General features: G+C 74.5%; 1 protein-coding gene. It reads left to right on the forward strand.

The genetic code is table 11. The features are described 5' to 3' along the window. Positions 1–779: sensor histidine kinase (locus B7L92_RS37125; RefSeq protein WP_255311329.1), on the forward strand; the 779-nt coding region annotated here is incomplete at both ends.

The raw sequence follows: 779 nt of genomic DNA on the forward strand, positions 1-779 counted from the left end.
TTCGTCAACCTCGCCCGCCGCAGCCAGATCCTCGTCCACCGGCAACTGAGCCTGCTGGACGGCATGGAACGCCGCGCCGACGACCCCGACGAACTGAGCGACCTCTTCCGCCTGGACCACCTCACCACCCGTATGCGGCGCCACGCGGAGAGCCTGATCATCCTCTCCGGGGCGGCACCGGGCCGCGCCTGGCGCAGACCCGTCCCGCTCACCGACGTGGTGCGCGCGGCCGTCTCCGAGGTCGAGGACTACGCACGCGTGGAGGTGCGGCAGCTTCCCGGAACGGCCGTCGTCGGGGCGGCCGTCGCCGACCTCACCCACCTCCTGGCCGAACTCATCGAGAACGCGGCCCAGTTCTCCCCTCCCCACACGCGCGTGCGCGTCACCGGGGAGCCCGTCGGCAACGGCTACGCCGTCGAGGTCGAGGACCGCGGTCTGGGCATGGGCGAGGAGACCCTCGCGGAGGCCAACCGCCGCATCGCCCGGTCGGAGGCGCTCGACCTGTTCGACAGCGACCGGCTCGGCCTGTTCGTGGTCAGCAGGCTCGCCGCCCGGCAGGGCGTCAAGGTGCACCTCAAGACCTCCCCGTACGGCGGCACCACCGCGGTCGTCCTGCTCCCCACCGCCCTGCTGGACGACACTGCGGCCGAACCCCACGCCGACGCCGCGGCACGGACCCGGCGGCCCGACGCACACGCCCCCGGGCGACGGCCCGACGACCTCGCACGCCGGGAAGCCGCCCCCGCACCGGACGACCGGCGCGCGCCGGTCGTCCGGTG

The sequence above is a fragment of the Streptomyces viridosporus genome (assembly GCF_002078235.1).
GTDB classification, from domain to species: domain Bacteria; phylum Actinomycetota; class Actinomycetes; order Streptomycetales; family Streptomycetaceae; genus Streptomyces; species Streptomyces viridosporus.